Origin of the sequence: Paenibacillus sp. O199 (assembly GCF_001636635.1) — a bacterium.
In the GTDB taxonomy this organism is placed as follows: Bacteria; Bacillota; Bacilli; order Paenibacillales; family Paenibacillaceae; genus Paenibacillus; species Paenibacillus marchantiae.
This window is the reverse complement of sequence record NZ_LGRP01000006.1, coordinates 80779-102495: the sequence shown is the minus strand read 5'-3', so window position 1 is coordinate 102495 and position 21717 is coordinate 80779. Positions and strand designations below refer to the sequence as shown.

The 21717-nt window shown below is 47.0% G+C and carries 15 protein-coding genes; 8 read left to right on the top strand and 7 right to left on the bottom strand.

The features are described from left to right. The first annotated feature begins 8 nt into the window (after window positions 1–8). The 3 genes from helD to A6049_RS11165 all read left to right on the top strand — a co-directional run bounded on the left by helD (window position 9) and on the right by A6049_RS11165 (window position 5882). The gene (gene helD / locus A6049_RS11175; protein WP_063564720.1) at window positions 9–2384 is read left to right on the top strand and encodes an RNA polymerase recycling motor HelD; all 2376 of its coding nucleotides are present in this window, start codon (window positions 9–11) and stop codon (window positions 2382–2384) included. Window positions 2385–2716: 332 nt separating this feature from the next. After that, entirely contained in the window at window positions 2717–4573 is a 1857-nt protein-coding gene (locus A6049_RS11170) for an adenine deaminase (protein WP_063564719.1), read from the top strand. A gap of 388 nt (window positions 4574–4961) precedes the next feature. Beyond that, a complete protein-coding gene (locus tag A6049_RS11165; RefSeq protein WP_063564718.1) occupies window positions 4962–5882 on the top strand; it encodes a hypothetical protein in 921 nt (306 codons plus the stop codon). 154 nt (window positions 5883–6036) lie between these two features. On the opposite strand, the gene A6049_RS11160 is transcribed toward A6049_RS11165, so the two are convergent. Then, a complete protein-coding gene (locus A6049_RS11160) occupies window positions 6037–6951 on the bottom strand; it encodes a helix-turn-helix transcriptional regulator (RefSeq protein WP_063564717.1) in 915 nt (304 codons plus the stop codon). Window positions 6952–7123: 172 nt separating this feature from the next. Between A6049_RS11160 and yicI the strand changes: the two genes are divergently transcribed. The 4 genes from yicI (at window position 7124) to bcbE (ending at window position 15012) form a co-directional block, all read left to right on the top strand. Then, window positions 7124–9442, top strand: coding sequence for an alpha-xylosidase (gene yicI, locus A6049_RS11155; RefSeq protein ID WP_063564716.1), 2319 nt, complete (start codon window positions 7124–7126; stop codon window positions 9440–9442). A gap of 155 nt (window positions 9443–9597) precedes the next feature. Then, entirely contained in the window at window positions 9598–10605 is a 1008-nt protein-coding gene (locus A6049_RS11150; RefSeq protein ID WP_063564715.1) for a phosphotransferase family protein, read from the top strand. 15 nt (window positions 10606–10620) lie between these two features. After that, entirely contained in the window at window positions 10621–13533 is a 2913-nt protein-coding gene (locus tag A6049_RS11145; RefSeq protein ID WP_063564714.1) for a glycoside hydrolase family 3 C-terminal domain-containing protein, read from the top strand. 177 nt (window positions 13534–13710) lie between these two features. Then, the gene (bcbE, locus tag A6049_RS11140) at window positions 13711–15012 is read left to right on the top strand and encodes a bacillibactin exporter BcbE (RefSeq protein WP_063564713.1); all 1302 of its coding nucleotides are present in this window, start codon (window positions 13711–13713) and stop codon (window positions 15010–15012) included. Between the two features lie 94 nt (window positions 15013–15106). Here the strand turns inward: bcbE and A6049_RS11135 are convergent, their stop codons facing one another. Continuing rightward, complete coding sequence (locus A6049_RS11135; RefSeq protein ID WP_063564712.1) at window positions 15107–16429, bottom strand: MFS transporter; 1323 nt, start codon at window positions 16427–16429, stop codon at window positions 15107–15109. A gap of 31 nt (window positions 16430–16460) precedes the next feature. Further along, the gene (locus A6049_RS11130; RefSeq protein ID WP_063564711.1) at window positions 16461–16889 is read right to left on the bottom strand and encodes a MarR family winged helix-turn-helix transcriptional regulator; all 429 of its coding nucleotides are present in this window, start codon (window positions 16887–16889) and stop codon (window positions 16461–16463) included. Between the two features lie 300 nt (window positions 16890–17189). Between A6049_RS11130 and A6049_RS11125 the strand changes: the two genes are divergently transcribed. Then, the gene (locus A6049_RS11125; protein ID WP_063564710.1) at window positions 17190–17663 is read left to right on the top strand and encodes an RbsD/FucU family protein; all 474 of its coding nucleotides are present in this window, start codon (window positions 17190–17192) and stop codon (window positions 17661–17663) included. 7 nt (window positions 17664–17670) lie between these two features. Here A6049_RS11125 and A6049_RS11120 read toward each other — a convergent pair whose 3' ends face one another. Genes A6049_RS11120 through A6049_RS11105 form a run of 4 tightly spaced genes read right to left on the bottom strand, consistent with a single transcriptional unit; the run spans window position 17671 to window position 21647 of the window. After that, window positions 17671–18789 carry a GerAB/ArcD/ProY family transporter gene (locus A6049_RS11120; RefSeq protein WP_063564709.1) on the bottom strand — a complete coding sequence of 373 codons (1119 nt, stop codon included), beginning with the start codon at window positions 18787–18789 and terminating at the stop codon, window positions 17671–17673. A gap of 14 nt (window positions 18790–18803) precedes the next feature. Continuing rightward, window positions 18804–19010 carry a hypothetical protein gene (locus A6049_RS11115; RefSeq protein WP_063564708.1) on the bottom strand — a complete coding sequence of 69 codons (207 nt, stop codon included), beginning with the start codon at window positions 19008–19010 and terminating at the stop codon, window positions 18804–18806. A 43-nt stretch (window positions 19011–19053) separates the two neighbouring features. Continuing rightward, on the bottom strand, window positions 19054–20205 hold the full coding sequence (locus A6049_RS11110; RefSeq protein WP_063564707.1) for a Ger(x)C family spore germination protein: 1152 nt from the start codon (window positions 20203–20205) through the stop codon (window positions 19054–19056). Next, on the bottom strand, window positions 20202–21647 hold the full coding sequence (locus tag A6049_RS11105) for a spore germination protein (protein ID WP_063564706.1): 1446 nt from the start codon (window positions 21645–21647) through the stop codon (window positions 20202–20204). The genes A6049_RS11110 and A6049_RS11105 overlap by 4 nt, the downstream gene beginning before the upstream one ends. Window positions 21648–21717 lie beyond the last annotated feature (70 nt).

Below are 21717 nucleotides of genomic sequence, written 5' to 3'. Positions count from 1 at the left end.
ATTAATATATGAGTACAGACCAGCAATGGAGCGAGGAGCAACAGCGGGTCAACATTGTAACAGAACAGATCGATCGGAAAATCGACATCCTAGAAAAAGAGGTAGGTTCCTTCAGGGACGAAGTTGTGGGGATGAGAAAAGATTTCTGGGACGAAGTCACCATGAACTTCAGCGAAGCGGATGACGTGGGTGAGACCTCCACCAGTATGAGGCAGCAATCACAGGTTCTATCGGATCGGGAGCGCAGTCATCTGAATACGGCAGCAGCGCTAGACAAAATGAAACGGCTGCATCATTCACCGTATTTTGGACGCATTGATTTTAAGGAAAGTGGCTATCCAAATGCAGAGCGAATCTATCTAGGGATCGCATCATTGCTGGATGAGAAGGAGGAATCCTTTCTTGTCTATGACTGGCGTGCACCCATATCGAACCTGTATTACGATGGTGCGCCAGGTCCGGTCACGTATCATACACCGAGTGGTGAGATCCGTGGCGATATTGAGATGAAGCGGCAGTTTGTTATTCGGGACGGACGTATCCGTTTTATGTTCGACACCGGAATTACGATTGGGGACGAACTGTTACAGGCCGTTCTCAGTCGAACCTCGGATGCACAGATGAAAAGCATTGTGGCGACCATCCAGAAGGAGCAGAATCGGATTATCCGTAATGACCGGACTCGCATGCTGATCGTTCAGGGAGCTGCTGGCAGTGGTAAAACATCCGCTGCACTCCAGCGTGTGGCGTATCTTCTCTATAAATACCGCGAGCATCTGCAAGCGGATCAGATGGTCCTTTTTTCGCCAAACCCAATGTTCAACAGTTATGTTTCTACCGTACTACCTGAGCTTGGGGAGGAAAATATGCTGCAAACGACCTTCCAGGAGTATCTGGAACGCCGTCTGGGTCGTGAATATCAGCTGGAAGACCCATTCATTCAGCTTGAATATGTACTGACCGGAACAGAAGATCCTCAGTATGAAGCACGCATGTCCGGCATTCGATTCAAGTCATCCGAATCTTTCCTGAAGGTAATAACACGTTATAAGGACAGCATGATGTCGGAAGGCATGAAGTTCAAGCCGGTTCGTTTCCAGGGACGGGCTGTGGTTACAGCTGAGGCCATGGCGGAGAAATTCTATAGCTTCGAGCCATCCGTCAAACTGGCAAATCGATTGGAAATCCTGCGGGACTGGATGCTGAAAGAGTTATCGGCCTTTGGCAAAGGTGAATTGGAAGCCCCTTGGGTAGATCAACAAATGGATCTGATGGAGCCGGAAGATCTGCAACGGGCCTATCAGCGCCTCAAGCGAAAGCAAAAAGGGAAGTCGGACACGTTCGATGATTTCCAGCAGGAACGGGAGATCCTTGCCCGGATGGTGGTCAGTGATCGGCTCAAGCCTTTACGCAAATGGATCAAATCGCTACGTTTTGTCGATGTCCGTCAACTGTACGCGCACTTATTCAACGACCGGGCCCAGATGGTTCGCCTGTTGGGAGAGGAAGAACTGCCTTCACATTGGGAAGAGATTAGTGAGATGACACTTCGCAGACTGAAAGTACAGGAGCTGGCCTATGAGGATATCACACCTTATTTGTATCTGCGTGAGTTGCTGCTTGGTTTCCATATTAACTCCAATATCCGCCATGTGATCATAGACGAGGCGCAGGATTACTCTGCCTTCCAGCTGGCCTTTATGAAAAGATTGTTCCCGAGATCGAAAATCACCGCACTTGGAGATTTTAATCAAGCTATCTATGCACACTCTTCGGTATTGAGTGGTACGGGACCGCTGACTAACCTGTATGGACCGGAAAATACGGAAGTGATCGAGCTGACGAGAAGTTATCGTTCAACACAGGAGATCGTGGAGTTTACACGCGGCATGGTTCCCGGTGGAGAAGAGATCGTTCCATTTAACCGAGGCGGGGAGAAGCCGAAAGTGATCGTTTCTTCCAATGAACAGGAGCATCTGGATGTTATTACAGCCGATCTCAAGCATCTGATTCAGGAAGGGTATGAATCAGTTGCGGTCATCTGCAAAACCGCGGAAGAGAGCAAGGACATTCATGAGGCGTTAAGCAAAGTACTGCCTGCGGCACCGAAACTGATCAAGAAAACAACACTTGCCTTTGAACGGGGTGTGCATGTCATCCCGGCGTATCTGGCCAAAGGTGTGGAGTTTGATGCCGTTCTGATCTATGACGGATCTGCATCGCAATATGCGCAGGAACATGAACGTAAGCTGTTCTATACGGCATGTACCCGTGCAATGCATTTACTGCATGTCTATTGCATGGGTAAACCGAGCCCATTTATTACATCCCAGTCCGAGGAATTGTATGATATGGGCAAGGTATCTGCGGCTCAGGCCGATTGACTTCGTCTTTCAGGTTCATGAAGAAGGCTTCCGTTCGATGGGACGGGAGTCTTTCTGTGTATTGCGGAATATGATGTGGGGAATAAGAAGCTCCATGGGGATGGTCTTTGGTGTGAGAAGTATGGAGTAGAACACTGGACATAATTGGACATAGTAATTTCATCTCTTCTGACATGAGATCAGGCGGATTAGGTTTCATGGATAAAAAATGATCCATCCTTTGTGTTCATGTACAATAGGTGTGAATTTTCTTTACACATGACGGCGAGACTCATATAATCGTAACAATCTATTTTTTTTTGGATCGTTTATTTAATGAAGGAGGCAGCAACATGAACACACCATCTTTTGAACGCCCATTAATGGCAGATTGCGTACCGGATCTGGTGGCAACAGCACGGGGAGACTTGCCTGCTACCTTGGTCATTAGGGGCGGAACGCTGGTTAATGTGGTTTCGGGTGAAATTTTGCCGGGCATGTCTGTAGCGGTACAGGGAGCCCGGATTGCATATGTTGGTAAAGATGTAAGCCATACCATTGGAGAGAATACACGCATCATTGAGGCTGAAGGCAAATACATTGCTCCCGGATTGCTGGATGGGCACTGTCACATTGAAAGTACACAAATGAAAGTAACGGAGTTTGCGAGAGCTGTTCTACCTTCCGGTACAACGGGAGGGTTCTTTGACCCGCATGAGATCTCCAATGTGCTTGGACTCAAAGGTCTGCGATTGATGCTGGATGAAGCACGGACGACGCCAATGGCTGCTTATATGCAGGTGGCTTCCTGTGTTCCTTCCACACATCCTGGACTGGAGACAACAGGCGCTTATATTGGACCGGAAGAAGTGGCGGAAGCCCTCTCCTGGGGTCCGGATATGATTGGTCTCGGAGAAGTGATGAACTTCCCTGGGGTCGTGTACGGGGACGAGACGATGATCGGTGAGATTCAGGCGACGCTCCGAGCGGGCAAGGTGGCAGACGGTCACTTCACCTGGGCAGCGGATGACTGGCGTCTGCCAGCCTACGCAGCAAGCGGCGTTACGGGGGATCATGAATGTGTTACGAAGGAAGATGTGGTGGAACGCCTGCGGCTTGGTATGTACGCCAAAATGCGTCAGGGCTCTGCTTGGCATGACGTTGCGGAAACGATCAAAGCCTGCACAGAGCTTGGCCTGGATACACGTCGCATGATGCTGGTGACTGATGACCGAAGTTCAGAATCGCTGCTCAAAGAAGGCCATATGGACTTTGTTGTGCGTTTGGCCATTTCTCAAGGGGTGAAGCCGGTTACCGCTTTCCAGATGGCGACAATCAATACGGCTGAACGTTTCGGTGTAGCTCGCGACATTGGTGCGGTTATTCCGGGGAATATCGCCGATATTATTTTGCTGGATGGACGCCTGGCTGATGTCCGTGTAGGCATGACGATTGCCGCAGGGCATGTCGTGGCAGAGAACGGAAAAATGACAGCGGTCTGGGACAGCTTCACATACCCGGAAGAGGCGCTGAACACCGTGAAACTGGAAGCCAATATCCAGCCGAAGGATATGGAGTTGTCTGCGCCGGTTACCGAAGGTACAATTGGAGCAAAAGTCATTCATGTGACGGAGAATCATGTGGATACCAAGGAGAAACATGTTAATGTCATGGTAGAACATGGCAATGTCGTCGTTTCAACATCAGGTGAAATCTGCAAAATTGCGGTGCTGGAGCGTCACAAACAAACGGGCAATCGCGCCGTTGCTCTTGTTGGGGGCATAGGCTTCACAGGTCCTGCGGCCATTGCGATGACCGTTGCGCATGACAGCCACAATCTGCTCATTATCGGGAATGATGACGCATTGATGGCTGAGGCGGGCAACCGGGTCATTGGAATGCAGGGCGGCGTAGCTGTCGTGACTGCCTCTGGTGTGACTGAATTCCCGCTGCGCATTGCAGGCTTGATGTCCACGGAATCTTTTGAAGCGGTAGCAGCTCAATCTGCGGCTGTCAGTGAAGCGTTACAGTCTGCTGGTTGTACGTTAAATAACGCATTTATGACGCTGTCTCTGCTGGCACTTGTTGTTATTCCAGAATTGCGTTTGTCTGATAAAGGACTGGTACGCATTTCGGCAGAAGGCATTGAGCTGGTATCCCTGTTTGATGAGATGGTGGAGAATACACCGGCTGCTCCAGCTGGTAATTAACGAATAATAGCGTGTCCATTCTTCCTTGAAATGGGAAGAGAAGTGTAGGTCGCCTTTGGGCGGCCTTTTTTATTTTCATAGGAAAACGCTTACTAGGTCTTGAGTCGTCTGTTGTACATATGCAAAAATGACCCATGTTGGGGTGGAATTAGGCTTAAATTAAAAAGTTTTTCATAAATGAGACTTTAGAACTATAAATACAGAAGTGTGAATACCCGAAATAATGTTATATGATTCTTTCGTCGTGAGTCTAAGAGATGATGTTGCATATAAAAGCAATGTAAATAGTCGTACATCGAAATCGTATCCAATGAATGAATATAAAACGACAGAATTTCATCGAGATTTGCACGATAGAGCTGCATAACATCAAAGGGAGTGTACAAATATGAAAAGCAAAAGAAGATACCAATTCATCTTGTTAATCAGTTGTTTCATGCTGTTTGTAGGGAATACTTATGTTTGCAAGGCCACTGCACTTGGCTCAGTCGACAGTTATGAAACCATCCATGGAACGGTACAGGGAACCGTAAGAGCAACCTGGGTATGGGACACGACGCAGATTCAAAGTAACCCTCAGCTAGTGCTGAAGTTTGCCACAACGAACAAAATCAATACGATCTACCTACAAATGAATCGGGATGTAAAGCTTCCGTACTATACGGATTTTATTCGTAAGGCCAGAGAGAAAAATATTGCCGTAGACGTTATGGATGGAAGACCTGCTTGGGGACTGACGGAGAGCCGGGATCAAATTGCAGATTTTCTGGACTGGGTTGAAGCGTATCAAAATCAAGTAGAGCCCAATGAGAAGTTTGCCGGCATCCATTTGGACATTGAACCTCATGTACATCCAGAGTGGAAAACCAATCAAGCCAGTGTGATTACGCAGTGGCAGGGGAACGTTCAATACATTGTCGATCGAGCCGCACGGATGAAGATGCCTGTTGCCGCTGACCTGCCTTTCTGGCTGGATGGTTATAAAATTCCGGGTTCCACGATGAATGTAAGCAGCTGGATGATCCGCAAGTTTGACTCGATTACCATTATGGCTTACCGGGATACCGCTGCGGCCATCTATAATGTAGCGAAGGATGAGCTTGAGGAAGCGTCACTTTTGGGTAAAACGGTATCGATCGCCGTGGAGACCAAGCAAAGCAAGGAAGGCGATTTTATTACCTTTTATGAAGAGGGTACAGCGTATATGGAAGCACAGCTTAAGCTGGTAGAGAAAATGGCAAGTGTGCACTCGTCCTTTAACGGATTCTCTGTGCATGAGTACAGCTCATGGGAGACTTTGAAAAAGTAAAATGGAATTCCATTCATCAGAATGATAAAGAAGGTGCTTACGACCGAACAGGTTGTAGCACCTTCTTTGCATCTTCTATCTGAAATATAAGGGGAGAGCATTGAACAATCGACAATTCAATGTGATGAGTGCCGCACCGGATAGGAGTTTAAGGTTAGACCAGTGCAGGTTCCATCGCCACTTTCTCATAAAACATTTTCCGATATTGGGACGGGGTAATGTTCTTGTGTTTCTTGAATGTTGTAATGAAATAGCTCAAATGCTCAAACCCGACGTCCATGGCAATATCCACAATTTTGTGATCGGTATTCTCAAGCTGAACACAGGCCTGTTGGATGCGATAATAGTTGATATAGTCGACCGGACTTTTCTGCACCATCTGTTTGAAAAAGCGGCAAAAATGTCCTTCGCTCATGTTGGCCTCATCTGCCAGTTCTTTTAACTTGAGTGGTTCAGGGTAACGATTGTGAATATAGCTTAGCACTGATTTCAGGCGCTCCACTTTATCGTGACTGCCTGACGGAACGGTCCCTTTGAGTGCTGCAGGTCTCATATGTTCAAACATTTGTGCAAATATTAAATAGAGGTAAGCTTTGGTTGTCATCTCGCAGGTTGGTGTGCCAGCGGCATGATCGGCGAAAATTCGTTTCAAATGAAAAATGATTTCTTGCCCCCACGCTTCATCGGTTTGGATATGGTAAGGGGGAAGAACAGTTTTGTGCACTAGCGGGCCAATGAACTTCTCCTGTATGGCATCAAACGTCCGACTGCCTAACAGCTCCGGATTAAATACAATGGATGAAAAAACACAGGGGACATCGCCTTTCAGGTAGCCTGCGTGAATTTCCCCCCGATTAATAAAGATGGCTTCTCCCGCCTGAACCTCTACCGTATTCATATCAATTTGAAAAACAGCACTGCCCTGTGTCACCATGGTGAACTCCATCTCGTCATGCCAATGGCAATCGAGAATGCTGTCGCCATTCAATTGTTGAATATCCGGGTACACACTGACTGGATACATGGCATTGCCGTGAATCCGGTCTTCCCGTAATCGTTCACGTTCCATATGTGAATCTCCTTTTGCATCATTATTAATGTAAACGTTCCCATAGATTGGTGGTGTTTATAAAGAATCGGATAAGAAATATCAGAATCGTGATATATTTGGTCAAAATATGAGAAGAAATTCGTTATTAATGTCAATATTATTATAGTATAACCGAAGGGGGAAAGAAAACATGAAATTTACTGATGGATTCTGGATGACTCGTGAAGGGTACCACGTTCAAAACCCGACTGACATTCGTGATATTGTGCAAAAAGAGGATTCTTTAACCGTACATGCGGCTACTAAATATATTCGTACCAAAGGCGACACGTTGAACGGTACATTACTTAAAGCAACATACAGCTCCCCTATGCCTAACGTTATTCGCGTAACCTTGAATCACCATAAGGGCAGAGTGAAAAAAGGGCCTGAATTTGAGCTTTACCATCAAGATGTGAAAGTAGACATCTCGAAAAATGAACAAGGCGCTGTTTTGAAAAGCGGCAATCTGGAAGTTCAAATCGACAAAACGAACGGTTGGGACGTCAGCTTCCTGTATGGAGGAAAACGGATTACAGGTAGCGGTCAAAGAGCGGCTGGTTATATTACAGGTCCAAGTAAGGAAGCGTACTTCCGCGAGCAGCTTGATCTCGGCATTGGTGAATACGTTTACGGACTTGGTGAGCGCTTTACGCCGTTTGTTAAGAATGGCCAAGTGGTGGACACTTGGAATGAGGACGGCGGTACAAGCAGTGAGCAGTCATATAAGAACATTCCTTTCTACTTGTCCAACAAAGGATATGGCGTATTTGTAAACCATCCTGAACGCGTATCGTATGAGATTGCATCTGAGAATGTATCTAAAGTGCAGTTCAGCGTAGAAGGCGAGACTTTGGAATACTTCATTATCGGTGGGGACAATCCAAAGGATGTACTTGATAATTATACGAAATTAACAGGTAAACCAGCGCTTCCACCGGCATGGACGTTTGGTCTGTGGCTGACAACATCATTCACAACGGACTATGATGAAGCAACGGTTAACCATTTCGTAGATGGCATGGCTGAACGTGATCTTCCGCTTTCTGTATTCCATTTTGACTGCTTCTGGATGAAGGAATACCAATGGTCTGATTTCGTATGGGATGAAGCGATGTTCCCAGATCCGGAAGGTATGCTTGCACGTCTGAAAGAAAAAGGACTCAAAATCTGCGCGTGGATCAATCCATACATTGCAGAAAAATCCTACTTGTTCGATGAAGGTATGGAGAACGGTTATCTGGTAAAAACAGCGGATGGCAGCGTATGGCAATGGGATTTGTGGCAAGCAGGTATGGCACTGGTTGATTTCACGAACCCAGATGCTGTTAATTGGTATAAGAGCAAGCTGGAAGTCCTGCTTGATCAAGGTGTTGATTCATTCAAAACAGACTTCGGTGAAAGAATTCCGACAGATGTCGTGTACTTCGATGGCTCTGATCCGGTTAAAATGCACAACTATTATACACAGCTCTATAACAAAGCTGTATTTGAATTGCTCGAAGATAAGATTGGCAAAAACGAAGCTGCCCTGTTTGCACGCTCTGCAACAGCAGGTGGTCAACAGTTCCCGGTTCACTGGGGCGGAGATTGCTCTTCTACTTATGAATCCATGGCTGAATCACTTCGAGGCGGCCTCTCACTTGGACTTTCCGGTTTCGGGTTCTGGAGCCATGATATTAGCGGCTTTGAAAGTACAGCGACCCCTGACGTATACAAACGCTGGGTACAATTCGGACTTTTATCTTCTCACAGCCGCCTACACGGAAGCACTTCGTATCGTGTGCCTTGGCTGTTTGACGAGGAATCCGTGGACGTTGTTCGTGACTTCACCAAACTCAAAATCAGCCTGATGCCGTATCTTTACAATTCTGCGGTCGAGTCGACTGTGAAAGGTATTCCGATGATGCGCGCTATGCTGCTTGATTTCCCAGAGGATCCAACAACATACAGCCTGGATACACAATACATGTTTGGTGATTCGATCCTGGTGGCTCCAATCTTCAACAAGGAGGGTGATGTTCGTTATTACCTGCCTGAAGGTACATGGACCAACTATCTGACAGGTGCCAAAGTTGAAGGTGGACGTTGGATTAGCGAAAACCATGACTTCAAAACACTGCCAATGATGGTTAAGCCAAACAGCCTAATTGCTGTTGGTGCTGTGGATAGCAAACCGGATTATGACTTTGCGGACAATGTGTCCCTTCACTTGTTCGAACTGGCTGACGGCAACTCCGCTCAAGCGGTGGTTGTAAACCAAAGTGCTGAGCAGGAGCTGGTTGTTAACGTATCACGTAACGGTTCTGTTCTGGAAGTTCGTGCTGAAGGTGCAGGCAAACCATGGAATCTCGTGCTGCGTGGCATTGAGAGTGTATCCGGCGTAGAGGGTGGTTCCCAAATGTCTGGTGCAAATGGTGTTGTCTTTACGGCAGCAGCAGGTGCTAGCTCGCTTACAATTCAACTGTAATGTTTATTGGATGAACAGAAGGACGGTACCGCAAGGTGCCGTCTGTTTGTCTACTGTCTACTGTCTACTGTCGTGCCATGGAAGTATGGTTCTAACAAAGAAATGGTAGTATCATTTAGTTGCTAGCGACAGATAAAGATAGGGGATTATATCAAATGAGTACAACGAAATCAGGTTTACACCAAACCATTACAGCAGAGATGCTACATCAGTTGGTTGAGAATACTTTTGGAACCGCTACCATTGTGAAGAGTTTTGCACTGTTGCAGGGTGGACTTTTTAATACAACGTATCGAATTCAGCTTGAACATGCGTCGTACACGGATGTGATATTACGTTTGGCTCCAGAGCTGCCGCTGGGATCTTCTGGCGATCCGTTATTTTCATTTGAACGGACAATGATGTCTGCTGAACCTGTCGTTTATGAATATTACCGTAAGGCAGGCATTCCTGCTCCAAACATTATTGCCTGTGATGACAGCGGATTGATCATTCCGAGAACCTACATGTTTATGGAGTTTATACCCAGTAAGCAATTGGATCATCCATCGATTTCGGAGTCAGATAAAGAGCAATTATATCATCAGCTCGGCGCTTATACCGCTGTCATGCATCAGATTGAGGGTGCATCGTTTGGCTGGCCGCAAGGGGATGGGACGATTAAAGGCTCGGATCATTGGTCCGAGGTGCTGCACTCTTTTGCAGAAGAGACGGCACTCAAAGCTTCACAAGCCGGGTATATGCCAGGTGTGGGAGAAGAAATCTCAGATATGTTCATAACCAATAAGGATTTATTTGATCAGGTGACTGTTCCGGTTCTTGTTCATAATGATCTGTGGGAAGCCAACGTGCTTGTTCATGAGGAGAACGGGCAACTAAACATAGCCGCCATCATTGATGGGGATCGTTCCATGTTTGCGGACAGGGCGTTTGAGGCGATTTTATCGACAGAATCATCAGCTGGTTTTCATGAAGGTTATGGCCGGCCACAGGATATGTCCGATGAGGGACAGGCACGCCTTCTTGCCTATCGCATACTTTCCTCTTACTTTAACGCATATGTGCATGAACATCAGGTGGATCAGCCGGAGGCAGGACAGAAGTATCGTGAGCGTACACTGGATCTATTGAAAGAATGGAAGAGACTCAAACTTAACGAATAAGTAGGAGGGTTTAGTATGAAAGAGTATATGCAATATCCGATGTGGGACGCAACATTACCTTTGGAAGAACGATTGAATGACTTGATTGCGCGTCTGACAACGGAGGAGAAAATCCGATTAATTCCTACACGCGAAGCCGCAGTACCCCGATTGGGAATACCCGGTTACAATGTGGGAGGCGAAGCGGCTCACGGGGTTGCCTGGATAGGTGAAGCTACCGTTTTCCCGCAGCCACTCGGTCTGTCGAGCACCTGGAACACCAAGCTCATGCGCGAAATTGGTTCCGTCATCGGAGATGAAGCTAGAGCATACCACCATCGTGCACCCGAGCGTCACGGCTTGACCTTATGGGCGCCAACTGTCGATCTGGAACGTGATCCCCGTTGGGGGAGAACGGAAGAAGGATATGGTGAGGACCCTGTACTGACAGGTGAAATGTCGGCAGCTCTTGTGAAGGGTATGCAGGGTAATCATTCTTTCTATTTAAAAATGGTAGCGACGTTGAAGCACTTTTTTGCCAATAATAATGAGAAGGATCGGTTGAATTGTTCATCCAGCATCGATCCGCGTAACTTGCGTGAATATTATTTAAAAGCATTCGAGACGCCTTTCGTAGAAGGTGGGGCCTTTTCCATGATGACAGCCTACAATTCGATCAACGGCACACCCGCTATTGAAAGTCCATACGTGAATAATGTGGTCAAGGGTGAGTGGGCTATGCCTGGATTTATCGTGTGTGACGGGGGAGATTTGTCTCAGACGGTCAATTATCACGGTTATCATGCCACGCATGCGGAATCCGCAGCAGGGGCTATAAAGGCAGGTGTGGACTGTCTGACGGACGAGGTTGACTTGGTAGTATCTGCCTTGGAAGAGGCGCTTGAGCGTAACTTGCTGGAGGTCGAGGATCTTGACCGGGCCATTCGTAATATTTTTGGCGTGCGGATGCGGCTTGGACAACTGGATCAGACGGGACTTAACCCGTATGCTTCAATATCGGAATCTGTATTGTGTGCGCCTGAACATGCCAAATTAAGTTATAGAGCAGCAGCCGAGTCTATCGTTTTACTCAAAAATGACGGACTGCTTCCTCTCCAATCGGAAAGATTGCAGAAGGTTAGCGTAATCGGTCCCCTCGCGGATGTGGTCTATACCGATTGGTATAGCGGCACACTGCCTTATCGTGTTACCGTTTTGGAAGGACTGAGCAAGCAGCTTGCTGGAGCTGAAATATCTTTTGCAGATGGGAATGATCGCATCAGCTTGAAGACAGCCGATGGCAAGGTGATCACGCTCGGTGCTGAAGGAAAGCTTGCAGCCGTGCCGGAAGGTAGTGCGGAGGCCGCTGAGTTCATCCATCAGGACTGGGGCTGGGGAAGTCATACGCTTCGCAGTGTGAAAAATAATCGCTATGTTTCGTTAACCGAACAGGGCATCTATCAGGCGAATGCGCCGGAGATTGGTGGCTGGTTCGTCAAGGAAGTAGTACAGATTGATTCACAAGCGGATGGAACCAGCACGTTGCGTACGTGGAACGGACTGCCACTGAGGCTGGATGAACATCAGGGGCAACTGGTGCTGTCCCCAACGCCGGAACAAAAAGACGAGGACTTGAGTTCATCTGGTAATCCGGATGCCGTAGAAGGGAAGCAGAAACCTCCTGTGTTCAAGCTGGACATTGTTGCTAACGGAATAGAGCAGGCGAAAAAAGCTGCTCAGAATAGTGACGTTTCTATCGTTGTTGTAGGTAATAGTCCATATATTAACGGCAAAGAGGAGATCGATCGCCCAAGTCTGCTGCTTCCGCCTGAGCAGGCCCGACTGGTAAGAGAAGTCTGCCAAGTGAACCCGAATACGGTCGTTGTCATTGTTGGCAGTTATCCATTTGCACTGCAAGAGTTAAAAGACGTGGCTCCGGCAATCGTATACCTGACGCACGCAGGCCAGGAACTGGGGAATGCGATTGCGGATGTTCTGCTCGGAAATTATGCTCCTGCTGGTAGACTGAACATGACATGGTATGAGGATGAATCACAGCTGCCAGACATCATGGATTACGACATTATTCATAACGGTACAACCTATATGTATCATGAAGGTCCAGTCCTGTATCCCTTTGGTCATGGGTTGACCTATTCGGAATTTGAGTATAAGGCGATTCGAGTGGAGCGGGCACAGGGATCTTCTGGAGATGATGTGCTGAAGATTGAAGTGCAGGTCGAGAACAAAGGGGCACGTGCCAGCGATGAAGTGGTGCAGCTGTACGGGCACGCCCAAACTTCACGGGTAAAGCGACCACAACGTCAGTTGATCGCTTTCCGACGTATTCATCTTGCTTCTGGCGCCGTGGAAACTCTATCTTTCGAAATTCCTGTTCAAAAACTGGTCTTCTGGGATGTCACTCGTGACAGATATTGTCTTGAAACAGCCATCTGGTCGATCATGGCTGGACGTTCCTCGGCAGATATTCGTCAGACCGCAGAAATTCTCATCGAGGGTGAAACTATTCCTGCACGCGCGCTGAATCTGCCTACGTTTGCGGAAAATTACGATGCATATGCAGGCGTTCTGTTGGATGAGTGTCTGGAAGGTCGTTCAGCCGTCCGAGCCATTGCTTCAGGCGAACCGCTGTATCATGAAGGTCGTTCTTCCTGGATTTCATTCCACGACAATGTTTTCCGGCAAGCTAGTGCGTTTGAGGGTCGGGTGGCAACCTTCGGAGAGGGTGGCGAATTGGAGATTCGGGCGGAAGGTCCGGAAGGCCCACTGCTCGGCACTTGTGTCATTCCTGGTCCCGCTGGAACAGTCAACGGGAAGAATCTTCAGTGGAGCACAGTTCGCTGTTCCCTGAAGGGAGAGCGTGAGATTGACCAGCTCTGCATTGTTTTCAGGGGCGGTGCAGCCCTTCAGCAATTTGTGTTGAAATAAGTTGATTTGTTGATCTTCATAATGCATGGCCAAAAGGCTGTCCTGGCACTGAATTTAGTGCGGCAGCCTTTTTGCGCTGTTATCCCCAGTGACCTTTTTTACATAGGCCGTATATTCAACTGCAGAACAACCCACAATAACGTTGTTGTTTTCTGATTCTGTAAAGGTGGTTGAGGTATGAAAGATAAAAAGTGGGACCTCGTCGCACTCGCTTCCATCCCGGTTATTATGACACTGGGTAACTCCATGCTGATCCCCATCCTTCCGCAGATTGAGCGTGAATTGAAAGTGTCCTCATTCAAGGTCAGCATGTTAATTACGGTTTATGCGGTCGTCGCAATCCTGCTCATTCCACTTGCAGGATATCTGTCGGATCGATTCGGCAGGAAAGCCGTTATTATCCCCAGTCTCATCATTGCAGCCGCAGGAGGCGCTGTAGCAGGAGGAGCAGCCTGGATGCTGGATGGAAATGCGGCATACTGGAGTATTCTCGGTGGCAGACTTTTGCAAGGGATAGGAGCAGCAGGGGCTTTCCCGATTGTCATTCCATTGGTGGGTGATATGTTCGATGATGAAAACGAGGTAAGTAAAAGCCTTGGCATTATTGAAACCTCGAATACCTTCGGCAAGGTACTAAGTCCGATTTTGGGTGCAGCTTTGGCTGTATGGATTTGGTATTTGCCTTTTATGGCTATTCCGGTACTTTGTGTGCTTTCATTGGTTCTGGTTATTTTCCTGGTGAAAACACCCAAGAGGAAGGAAGAACCAAAGAGCTTTCCCGAATTTGTTGCTTCCATCCGCAGTGTGCTGAAAGAAAAGGGCCGCTGGCTGTATGCGATTTTTGCGATTGGCGGTATTTGCATGTTTGTTCTCTTTGGTGTGCTCTTTTATCTATCGGAGACGTTGGAATCGGAGTTCAAATTAAAGGGTGTACTTAAAGGACTTGTACTTGCTATACCACTGGCAGCCTTGTGTCTGGCGTCTTTCTTTGCTGGAAAATGGATAGGAAAGAACAAGACACGGATGAAATGGCTTGGTTTTATCGGACTTGCTGTTTTAACTGTATCTCTTGGCGTGATCGGGCTTTTTGACAACATTTATGTAGTTGTTGGTTTGTTCACCCTTGGTGGAGCGGGAATAGGCGCTACACTGCCATGTCTGGATGCTATGGTTACTGAAGGGGTGGACAAGGAACAACGCGGCACCATCACGGCGTTATTCAGCAGCATGCGTTTTATCGGTGTGTCTCTCGGTCCTCCTGTCGTGTCATTGTTGATCTCTTCCCACCATTTCCTTCTGTTTGGTATTCTCGCCGCGTCCGGGGCGGTGGGAGGGCTACTCACGTTATTGGCAGTCAAGCCAGATAAGGGAAATCAGCCCACATCAGGCAGTGGTCAAAATCAACGTGAACGTGATTATGATGAAGTGAAACAGCCCAGTGGTTATCTGCCGGGGCGGAGAAAGAAAAGTCCACTCTGAATTAAAATATAAAAACGCGTTTACTCTGAGGGATGTATCTTTCCTCACAGAGTAGACGCGTTTTAATGAATCGAAGGATAACAGTGTAGTTACATCAATTATCTTTTTGCTGAGTAGTTGTGTTATTCTCGGTTGCAGTCTCGGTAAGCTCATGCCGATCGGAATCCTGGGCAGCGATATGTGTATGCGTCAATAAAGGATGCACAGGCACCGCAAACCCTCCATTTCGTTTCCCTTGAATCAGGTATATCAGGAGGAATAGAATCATGAACACAATGGAATAACGGTACATATCGGTATAACTAGTTATGGAAGCAATAGCGCCCAGCAGAAGTGCTCCCAGAGCAATCCCCAGATCCAGCGTATTCAGAAACATGCCGTTAGCCATACCGCGCTGTGAAGGGGAGACAATCTGAATCATCCAGGTCTGCATGGAAGACTGTATTGAACCATATCCAATTCCATATAAAAATGCAGCGACAAACAAGATGGACATCGACGAAGCGTAAGAGAGCGTAATCAGTCCAGCAGCGATGAATATCGCTCCGGGAATCAGTAAGGCTTTTGGACCTTTACTGTCATAGATCCGACCTGCAAACGGTCTAACCAGCAGTACAGCGAGAGCATTAAACAAAAAGAACAGTGCAGGGTTAGCCAGGTTGGCTTCCTTTCCGTACAAAACGATGAATCCGACCAGTCCGCCATACGTGATGGACAGTAAACAATTCAGTACACTTGGCAGAATCAGTTTGCGGTTGAAAGGCGTCTTTACTTTGGTGCCTGATATCGCAGCTGTTCCAACAGGAGGTGTTAGTATCACCTCATCATTCACCCTACGTGCTTTCTTGCGTGTCAGTGAATAGCTGAGCGGATAGATGACCACAATAACACCTGCCGTACATAACATGAGTGTCATGAACCCGGCACCCTGAAGCAACGTGACCCCAATAATGGGACCCATGGACATGGCAAGACTTGTGGACAGGCCGAAATAGCCCATACCTTCACCCATCCGTTTCACAGGCACAATATCCGACGCCATAGTCGGGAAAGCCGTGCTACTCATACCGAATCCGATACCGAACACCATGCGCAGCAATAACAGGACCGCAATCCCGGCAGCAAAATAATATCCAAGTGTAGCGAGTAAGGCAACTGTCAGGCCAATATAGATCATGGCATTACGAAGACCCTTCTCCAATGCTTTGGCTGAATAGAGCCGGGCAGCAATGGCGCTAAGGGCAAAAAGACAGGTAAAGAGGCTGACTTCAAAGGCATTGGCGTGAAAACGGTCCTGCACATAAGAAGGCAGTGGGGATACAATCATGTGGAGTTGTAGAAAGAGTAGAAAGTTACATAACATGAGCAGGATAAAATCGGTGGTCCATAGTTTGACTTGCGATGATTGTGATTTCATTAGTTGTTCATTCCCCCTGGTGTAAAATTCGTTACAGGTTGCTGTTCATGAGGGAAAGAGTATGTCTAAATGCTTCCATCTGGTCTTCGGGTATACCTTCAATCAGATTTTTATTCATTTCTCTTTCGAGCGGAACAAGCTGGTCAAGCAATATCTTTCCTTCATCGGTCAAGTAGAGCAAGTAGGCTCTGCGATCCTGTTCGCTGGTCCGGCGTTCGACCCAGCCTTTCTTTTCCAACAGATCAATAATGCGGGCAGTTGTGGGCTGGTCCTTATAAACGCGATTGGCGACTTCCTTCTGGTTCACGCCTTCGCCTCTGCCGATATTGAACAGAACGGAAAACTGCTCTGTCGTAATATCATAGGGTTTGAATCGTATGGCTAGTACAGCCGACGCCTTGCGATGTGTCATGCCCAGCATGAATCCAATGGATTGATCGAGTGAATAATCGTTCCCCATATAATCCTCTCTTTCTTAAAATAAAAATAGTCTCAATTCATTTACTTGTTATAACAACTATATGCTAAACAATTAATTTTGTCAAAACGGATTTATGAATATCGGCGTCATGATAACACCCTTTCATATGAGATTGGCAGTGGAATAATGTTTTATGTGAACATTGAAATATGCAAACGTTGGTAAATACTGATAAAATAGAAGTGCCGCTGTATCGCGGTAATTGGGCCACATGATGGTTGAGGTTACGAAGACGAATCCGCTCCAGCTGATTCTGGAGCTGACTGAGGAGAGCTGAGTATGCTGAAGAACATTCCCGCAATAATACCTCCGGAACTGCTGAAGATCATGTCTGAAATGGGTCATGGAGACGAACTAGTACTGGCTGATGGCAACTTCCCCGCAGCCAGTCATGCCCAGCGGTTGATTCGCTGTGATGCGCTGGGTACCGTGGAGTTACTGGATGCCATTTTAAGTTTGTATCCACTCGATACGTACGCTGAGCGGCCGGCAGCCGTTATGCAGGTCGTCAAGGGGGATCAGGTGGTGCCCATCATCTGGGAAGACTATCGCAGGCTGATCCTTGACCATGAGGGCATCACGGATGCCTTTGATCATGAAGAGCGTTTTGCTTTTTATGAGCGGGCTTCTCGCGCCTATGTCATTGTTGCAACCGGTGAACGTGCGCAGTATGCCAATTTGATTTTGAAAAAAGGTGTCATTTTTCCAGATACAGAGCCTTACCCACAAGCGAAAAAAGTTGAACTGAACTGAATCAAACTCAAGGCGACGGGGCGGCAGAAGCCTCGCTTGCCTTTTTGCTTTTCCCAAATCGCAGCCAGTAAACAACAACATATAATATAGGCATACTCTCGATAAGCACGGCATATGTAGCAATGGCGTAAGAACGAATGGCTAATTCATAGGAAGCCGCGTCTTTTGCATATTGAAGCACATAAGAAGCCGCAGTTCCGGCTAGCAAGTAAACTACCGTTTTTTCCTGCCGAACTCCGGTAAGTTTAGCAAGACAAACGGAGGCGACGTATAACAGAAACGAGCTGCGAGTAAACATGGTCGTAGACCAGATGGCAATTAGGAAAGGGTCCAGGTTATCCAGAAAATCGCCGTAACGGGCAAAACGTATCATCTCCAGCAAAGGGTAGCGAAGACTGCTGGCTTCGTAAGGTCCAAAATTCATTAACGTAAACATCCAGAACACGATAATGAATAATGCAAGCGTAGAACCTGCAAATAACATACTTCGTAGAAGCGGCCGCCTGAAAGCAATGGCAGGGGCGAGGAACAGGAACATCATCCATTCGGAAAACCAGGGCATGGTTGAAATCGAGCCTGTTAAAATTTCTTTCAGATCATGATGCGTTACCATGGCAAGCAGTACATCAGGATTCCCCCCACCCATTACAGCAGGCATGAGAAAAGTAGAGGTGAAGATTTGCACCAGAAATATCCCTTCTGATAAATAGACAATGGTAATCAAACCTGAGCGCGCTGAAAGACTAATACATAAAATAGTTACGGTTGCTGTCAGCCATATGGGTGTCTCGGGTAAATACATGGATTGCAGAAAAACGATGAAATTCTCTACGTCAACGGATATCAAATACAGGCACAGTAACACAATGAGACCGAGGAACAGCTTGTGAACGGCCTTGCCCACAATTTCTTCACCGAAATCAATCCAGGGTCGATCCGGGTAAACCGCTCCCAATCTGTATGTGAAAAAGAGAAGAATCAGACTGATCGCAAACCCGCCAAGGATGGATATCCATCCTTGATAACCGCTCATTTTGAACAAGCGCTGCAGAAGGAAAGCGATGGGTTCGGAATACAGGTAGACAAACATAAAACGGTACGCTTGTCCGGCAGACAATTTGATCATGGCGTGCTCCTTTCTTAGCCAAACAAGCGGTCTGCCCAGCCAAAGACCAGCCTGATGACATCATTGGGATTAGGCCAGCCCGGTACAGAGACAGCCAACGTATTCCACAGCAGAAATATCCCCAGCAGAATGAAATAGGCCCGTTTCATCCCTTTTTTGCTGGACTTGATCATGGGCCACTCCAGTATGTACAGTACGGCAAACAAAACAACAGCAATCATTGGTTTACCTCCTAAAGTGGCCTGAAGCTTTCCTCTGTTCCTATCAGTAGCTGGATTCCGAACCTACGAACTGGATGTTGATTTGGGTATGCACGTTAAACTGCAATTCGTTTTTGACATAATCATTCCAAACGGGACGCAACTTTTCCCAGATCTGAGGATATGCCCATTCCAGGCGATAACCGAGCATTAGAATATCGGCGTTCTTACGTTGGCCACTCCTTATTGCGTCGGTTAGATAGGCACTCACTTTTTCATTGGCCTTTTGCTCAATCTGATTCACGCCCACAATATCTTTGACCTTGAGAATCGGAATCACGGAATTCAGTTCTGCCTGCCCCCGCAAAGTGATGTCGAAGAAAGGCTGTCCGTTGACAAGCCTGACCTTAATTTTGGAATTCATATTATAGATCGTCATGCTCGCTTTTTCTTTATCGGTTTCCACGGAAAGGGCCACGGAATCCAATTTGCGATTGGCCCAGGCTATGGTCCTTGCTTCATTCGCCGAGATTGAATCGACCATCTTCATCTGTTTGAAAAGAGCACCACCTATTTGACTGGTCCATTGCTTTCGTTTATTATCCTCACTTGCCATCGAGGTTCCTTTCGATTCCAGAAAGGGGGCGGCAAAGCCCTGATTCATTTTGTCAGCCATAAGTACACTGAGCATTTGCGTCTTTAACATGTTTTCTTGGGTTGCAAATTCTCTTAACACATCACTGGGTGTTTCCTCGAAAACGGGAGTCAGATCCGCCACGTCTCTGGCTCTGCCCTTCGCAACCATGACGTAACTGCTAAGATGGAACAAAGGTTCACGTGAGATCCATTCCATCGCATCTTGAATACCCTCTCTGGCGTATGCCTCACCGAACACCACTACCCGTGTGTGCCCCCAGGAAATCTTTCGTGTGAGATCGGTTTGGATTTTCTCTATGGCGTCAGCGATGGTGGATGCGGTAGACGAAACGAGAGCATATGGATTTTTTCCAGGTCCGCCCGTACCTTCCGGAGAGAGACGGTTGGGAAGTGGCATACTTAATGAAATATCGATTTCACCTGGTTTCTCACCCTTATCCACATACATGGTTGTAATAAACGTACGTTCATTTATTTCCACTTTGGACCAGCAGCCACTGCAAAGTAACACGCATACCAAAACGACACTCAGTTTGGGCATAATCATCCACGTTTTCATGTTTTTTGCCTTTTCTTATTCGCATCTTCGTAAGCTGCTGGTCGCTTCTTCATTAGGAACCAAGGCACACGAACGATAGTATCCTTGATATCACGTAGCACGAGGGGGGCAAATGGCTGCATATAAGGCACGCCAAATGAACGCAGACTAACCATATACCAATAGATCAGATAGATCGAGATCACGATGCCGAACAGACCCAGCGTTCCACCCATAAACAGCACCGGAAATCGAAGCAGCCGGAAGGCCAGTCCGAGCTCGAAGTGCGGGATGATAAAGGCGGCAATACCTGTGATAGATACGACAATAACCAGTGGTGCTGAGACAATTCCAGCCTGTACGGCCGCCTGACCAATAACAATCCCCCCGATAATAGACACCGTTTGGCCCAGTGGCTTCGGAATACGAATCCCCGCTTCGCGCAAACCTTCAAAGGTCACTTCCATAATGAGCGCTTCAATCAAGGCAGGGAAAGGAATGTTTTCTCTAGCAGAAGCGATCGTAATCAGTAGGTTGGTCGGAATGATTTCCGGGTGAAATGTAGTTACGGCGACATAAAAGGATGGAAGCAGGAAGGCTATAAAGGCAAACAACAGACGAATAAGTCTGATAAAGGAGGCAGAATAAAATCGTTGATAATAGTCTTCCGAAGACTGCATTAAAGAGAAAAAAGTAACCGGAATGAGCAGGGAGAACGGTGTTCCATCCTGCATGACCCCAATCCGTCCTTCAACCAGTGCAGCAGCCACCGTATCCGGTCTTTCCGTATATTGATATTGTGGAAACGGAGAGAGAGGATGGTCCTCCAGAAATTCAGATAGATAACTTACACCCAGGCTGCTATCCATATCAATATTACCAAGACTTTCCAACACGTTTTCCAAAATGTCTGGCTTGCATAACCCTTGGATATATACAACGAACACCTCGGTTTTGGTGTATTTTCCAATGGTGAATTTGATCATCTTCAAATCAGGGTGTTTAATTTTGTGCCGAAGCAGAGACATGTTCACATGAATATCTTCAATGAAGGCTTCCTGAGGGCCAACAATTACAACTTCATTGGTTGATTCCGCTACGGAACGCCTTTGATAATTTTGAAGTGCAAAATGAATCATTCCCGAAATACCCTCGATATATAAGGCTGCATTACCTGACACGATATCATCCACAATTGCTTCTGGTGAATTCGAGTGGTGGCTGTTAAGGGTGAAAAATGATCCGGTCAGGACTCGGGTAATGAATTGATGATCTATTTCATTTCTCGAGGCTTCCTCAAGCAGTGGTTTGACGATGGCTTCCCGCATAGTAGGGGTATCTACAATGGACTGAATATAGATGAGTTCACAATGGAAAGGTCCAATTTGAAAAGGCTGATAGATTATGTCGGCAACACCCAACAGATTAGCTCTAACCTGTTCATAGATATTGTCTTTTTCCATTTCAGTTTCGCCTCCCTATGCTGTAATGCCGAGCCTGTAATCTGACTATAGTGTGCGACGCTTCCAATGA